Annotated in this window: 3 protein-coding genes; 2 read left to right on the top strand and 1 reads right to left on the bottom strand. The window is 53.4% G+C overall.

Going from position 1 to position 4847, the window contains the following annotated elements; genetic code table 11:
- The coding region (locus tag NCN04_RS08000; protein WP_250395735.1) for a Calx-beta domain-containing protein at positions 1–1863 on the top strand (1863 nt) is incomplete at its 5' end.
- 76 nt (positions 1864–1939) lie between these two features.
- Positions 1940–3616, top strand: a complete 1677-nt coding sequence (locus NCN04_RS07995) for a B12-binding domain-containing radical SAM protein (RefSeq protein ID WP_250395734.1) — start codon at positions 1940–1942, stop codon at positions 3614–3616.
- Here NCN04_RS07995 and NCN04_RS07990 read toward each other — a convergent pair.
- Positions 3564–4847, bottom strand: coding sequence for an O-antigen ligase family protein (locus NCN04_RS07990; protein WP_250395733.1), 1284 nt, complete (start codon positions 4845–4847; stop codon positions 3564–3566). The genes NCN04_RS07995 and NCN04_RS07990 overlap by 53 nt on opposite strands.

The following is a 4847-nucleotide window of genomic DNA, read 5'->3' as shown; positions in this document are numbered from 1 at the left end:
GGCAACTTCAATCAAGACGGTAATGAAACCAATAATTCACTCACTTTCTCTATTACTCAGCCGCCCCCAACCCTGAGCATCAGTGCGAACGATTCTGCACAACAAGAAGGCGGTTCCGGAGACACAACAATATTCCTCTTCACTGTCACACGCACAGGCGATACCTCCAGCTCAAGCTCTGCCGAATACACCGTTGCAGGTTCAGGCAGCAACCCAGTTGATTCAGAAGATTTTATTGACACGTCTTTCCAATCTGATGTCGTCAACTTTGCCGCCGGTGAAGACACTCAAATCATCTCCATCGAGATTGCTGGAGACAGCATCCTCGAGCAAGACGAAACTTTCTCGGTCACCCTCACCTCTCCCACAAACGCATCCATCTCCCCCTCTAACGCTTCTGCTATAGCCACCATCTCCAATGACGACTCTCCTCCTCAAACAAGCATTCTTTTTGAAGAAACCTTCGAAGACTCCGCAACGTGGGGAAGAAATTGGGGTTTAGATCCCCTGACTGGTTGGCAACGATCCAGTCGAAGAGCCACCGAAGGCACTTCGTCCGGTGAATTGAATGGAAATGTAAACAATGGAAGCATGACTTCTTTAGCTATTGACCTCAGCGGTAATTATTCATCAGCAACACTAAATTTTGACTGGCGAATTCAGCGTAATTTAGACAATAATGAATCCGTATCTGTAGACATCTCTAATGACAATGGAGAATCTTGGACACAGAACGAGCGCACTTTACGCGGCAATATTGACACTGAAAACCTCTGGACCCAAGAAAGCATTGACCTTACAAGCTTTATAGGTAGCTCAGAAGTTCGTATTCGCTTCCGTGGCACAATGAATGGACAGAATGAGCGAGTCAATGTTGATGCCATAAGAGTCACAGCAGAAAATATAATCAACGGTGCAGCTCCAATTCTGAGCATCAGTGCGGACGCGTCTGCACAACCAGAAGGTGCTCCCGGAGACACAACAACATTCCTCTTCACTGTCACACGCACAGGCGATACCTCCAGATCAAGTTCTGCCGAATACACCGTTACAGGTTCAGGCAGCAACCCAACTGATTTACAAGATTTTATTGGCAATTCTTTCCCATCTGGTGTCGTCAACTTTGCCGCCGGTGAAGACACTCAAATCATCTCCATCGAGATTGCTGGAGACAGCATCCTCGAGCAAGACGAAACTTTCTCGGTCACCCTCACCTCTCCCACAAACGCATCCATCTCCCCCTCTAACGCTTCTGCTATAGCCACCATCTCCAATGACGACTCTCCTCCTCAAACAAGCATTCTTTTTGAAGAAACCTTCGAAGACTCCGCAACGTGGGGAAGAAATTGGGGTTTAGATCCCCTGACTGGTTGGCAACGATCCAGTCGAAGAGCCACCGAAGGCACTTGGTCCGGTGAAGTGAATGGAAATGTAAACAATGGAAGCATGACTTCTTTAGCTATTGACCTCAGCGGTAATTATTCATCAGCAACACTGAATTTCGACTGGCGAATTCAGCGTAATTTAGACAATAATGAATCCGTATCTGTAGACATCTCTAATGACAATGGAGAATCTTGGACACAGAACGAGCGCACTTTACGCGGCAATATTGACACTGAAAACCTCTGGACCCAAGAAAGCATTGACCTTACAAGCTTTATAGGCAGCTCAGAAGTTCGTATTCGCTTCCGTGGCACAATGAATCGCGGAAATGAACGCGCTAATGTTGACAACATCAATATATCTGCCACAAGTGGGAACATTAACGGGCAATTAAGAAGCGAGAATTTCGAAGATAGTCAAAACACGATTGATGATTTGCTTGAGGTCGTGAAACCTTTACCTGATCCATTGTCTTAACAAGGATTCAGATTTCAGCAAAGCAATTTAGAGGTCTTCCTTAGATTTATCGCATGCGTTTAATTGATATATCAAAATGGTGCAACGCGTTGCACCACCGCTGAAACAAGAAACTCTGCTCTTTAAACCTGCCTCACCTGAGGCAGGTGCACTGAAGACGGTGCTGGCATTCCCCAGCACCTACACCGTGGGCATCACCAGCCTTGGCTACCAACTCGTATGGGCCAGCTTGGCCATGCGCTCCGATCTCGATGTCAGGAGGCTGTTTACAGATCAGGGGGATCCTCAACACCGTCGCTGCGATCTCTTCGGCCTATCTCTGAGCTGGGAACTCGATGGGCCTGTTCTGTTGGATCTCCTGGAACAACAGCGAATTCCCCTCTGGAGCCATGAACGAGGTGATCAGGATCCAATCGTGTTCGGTGGTGGTCCCGTTCTGACCGCCAACCCCGAACCGCTGGCCCCATTTTTTGATGTCGTCCTTCTCGGGGATGGAGAAGAGCTGCTGCCCGCCTTCATCGATGCCCTGCTTCAAGTGCGGAACGAACCCCGTCACAAGCGCCTTCATCATTTGGCTCAGATCCCTGGCATTTACGTGCCCGATCTCCATGCTCCGCAATTCAGTGCCGACGGTGCCCTTCTCGGGCTACAACCCAGGGAGGCAGATCTACCTGAGCGCATTGCGAAGCAAACCTGGAGGGGCAACAGCCTGAGCCACTCCACGGTGATCACCCCTGAGGCCGCGTGGCCCGACATCCACATGGTGGAGGTGGTGCGCAGCTGCCCAGAGCTGTGTCGCTTCTGCTTAGCGAGTTATCTCACCTTGCCCTTCCGAACCCCATCTCTTGATGACGGCCTGATTCCTGCAGTCGAGAAAGGACTGAAGGCAACCCGTCGTCTCGGCTTGCTCGGTGCCTCCGTGACCCAACATCCTCAATTCAACGACTTACTGCAGTGGCTGGATCAAGACCGCTTTGATGACTTACGCGTCAGTGTCAGCTCCGTGCGAGCTGCCACCGTGACTCCTCAACTCGCTGGAACCCTGAGTCGCCGCGGTAGCAAGTCGGTGACGATCGCCATCGAGAGTGGAAGTGATCGGATGAGACGCGTCGTGAACAAGAAACTCAGCCGCGAAGAAATCAGCGTCGCCGCCCGGTACGCAAAAGAAGGTGGACTCAAAAGCCTCAAGCTCTACGGGATGGTGGGACTACCTACAGAGCAGGACGACGACATCGAGGCAACCGCTGATCTACTGCTAGATCTCAAGAAACGCACCCCAGGGCTGCGCTTCACCTTGGGCGTGAGCACCTTCGTTCCCAAAGCCCACACCCCATTTCAGTGGCAAGGGGTCAGGCCAGAAGCTGACAAACGCCTCAAACGACTGGCCAAACGACTGAAACCGAAGGGTGTGGAACTCCGACCTGAGAGCTATGGCTGGAGCGTGATCCAGGCCCTGCTCTCACGCAGTGACCGTCGACTTGCGCCCGTCATCGCAGCTGTTCGAGGCTCCCAGGAGACTCTTGGCGGTTGGAAAAAGGCCTATCGCGCCGCACGCGCAGACGAATTACCACCCGCCAGCTCCGCCGGAGTGCTGTTGCCCCGGCCCCCCGCCTGGGAAGAGGTCGTCCATCACACATGGGGCGATCACCACATTCTTCCCTGGTGTCATCTTGATGGCCCCTTGCCCAGCAACACGCTTCTCAAGCATCAACGCCAAGCGCTGAGTCCAGAGAACGCTCCCGACCAGGCCTGATCAAACAGCGCAATCCCGCTAACAAAATCCAGCCAGCAATATTCACGCGGCTATCAAAAAACGGCAAATCGGTGCAGTGCAGAACCATCAAGGTCAGCACTGCTGCCCACCAGGCGCGATCAAACAATCGTGATAGCCCGCGACGGAGCGCCACGATCAACAAGGCCAGCACCAGCGCCGAAACCAGCAGCGCCACTGGCAATCCATGGGCAATGGCCAGTTCAAGGGGAAGGTTGTGAGCATGGCCATGCCATTGTCCTGTTCTCAGCGGATAAATCACCGAAAAAGCCGCTGCCCCCCATCCCAGCCAGGGCCTCTCAGCGATCAACTGAACCGCCACACCCCACTGACTCAGGCGCGTAGACGCAAGAACGCGCTCACCAGCGTGCTGACTATCACTGAGCCGGCCCCAGATCCCCTCTGGCAAAAGCGACCGTGCGGGGTCCTGAAGCAACAAAGGCACCCCAGGAACAACAGACACAAACAACAAGCCAAGACCAACAACCAACAACGGAACGAGCCAAGGCCAGCTAAGAGGACCCAACACAATCGGCAGCGCCAGCACCAATGCGCCCCAGCCATTCCGTGATTCCGTGAGCACAAGGGCCGTCACAAAAGCAACCACCAAGGCCAGAACAACACCCCTCCGCAGCTTGCTCAAACCAGGTTGAATCAGAGTGGCCAACGCCAACGGCCAAACCAGTGCCAACCAGGCGGCGGCGATATTGGCGTAATCAAACAGTCCTGACAGACGACCCTCTGGTTCGCCACCAGGGGTCATGAACCAAATAATCAATCCACCCAACACTTGCCAGGGACCTTGCCAGCCCCACCAAAGTTGTCCCAAACCCGTCAACACCACTGGGAAGCTGCCCGCCACCAACCAAAGCGCTGAGCGACGGCGTGCATCAGCCGAGCTGACGTAGGGCTGAAAGCCCCAAAACGCCCAAAAGAAAGGCAACCAGTTCCCCATGCCCACCCAGGCGAGAGATCCGGAATAGGAGCTAAAGCATCCAATCACCATCAACAACGACGCCAAAAACAAGGGCGCGTTCCAGGGATCACTCCAAAACGGACGCTCACTCCTCCAACTGCCCATCAGCAGAGAGGGAAACAACAACAAGCTGGCCAGCAGCGCCGAAGAGGGCAGTAAGAACAGGCCAATCTGGAAACATCGCCAACCCCAGAGCGACGCTTCGAGCGGGCGGGACGCGTCGATTTGCTGGATCAC

Origin of the sequence: Synechococcus sp. MU1655, from assembly GCF_023630655.1 — a bacterium.
In the GTDB taxonomy this organism is placed as follows: Bacteria; Cyanobacteriota; Cyanobacteriia; order PCC-6307; family Cyanobiaceae; genus Synechococcus_C.
This window is presented reverse-complemented; position numbering and strand designations above follow the sequence as displayed.

What these genes read in the sequence shown, in the direction of transcription:
- NCN04_RS07995 (WP_250395734.1), top strand. Translation starts at nt 1,940, where the DNA reads ATGGTGCAACGCGTTGCACCACCGCTGAAACAAGAAACTCTGCTCTTT.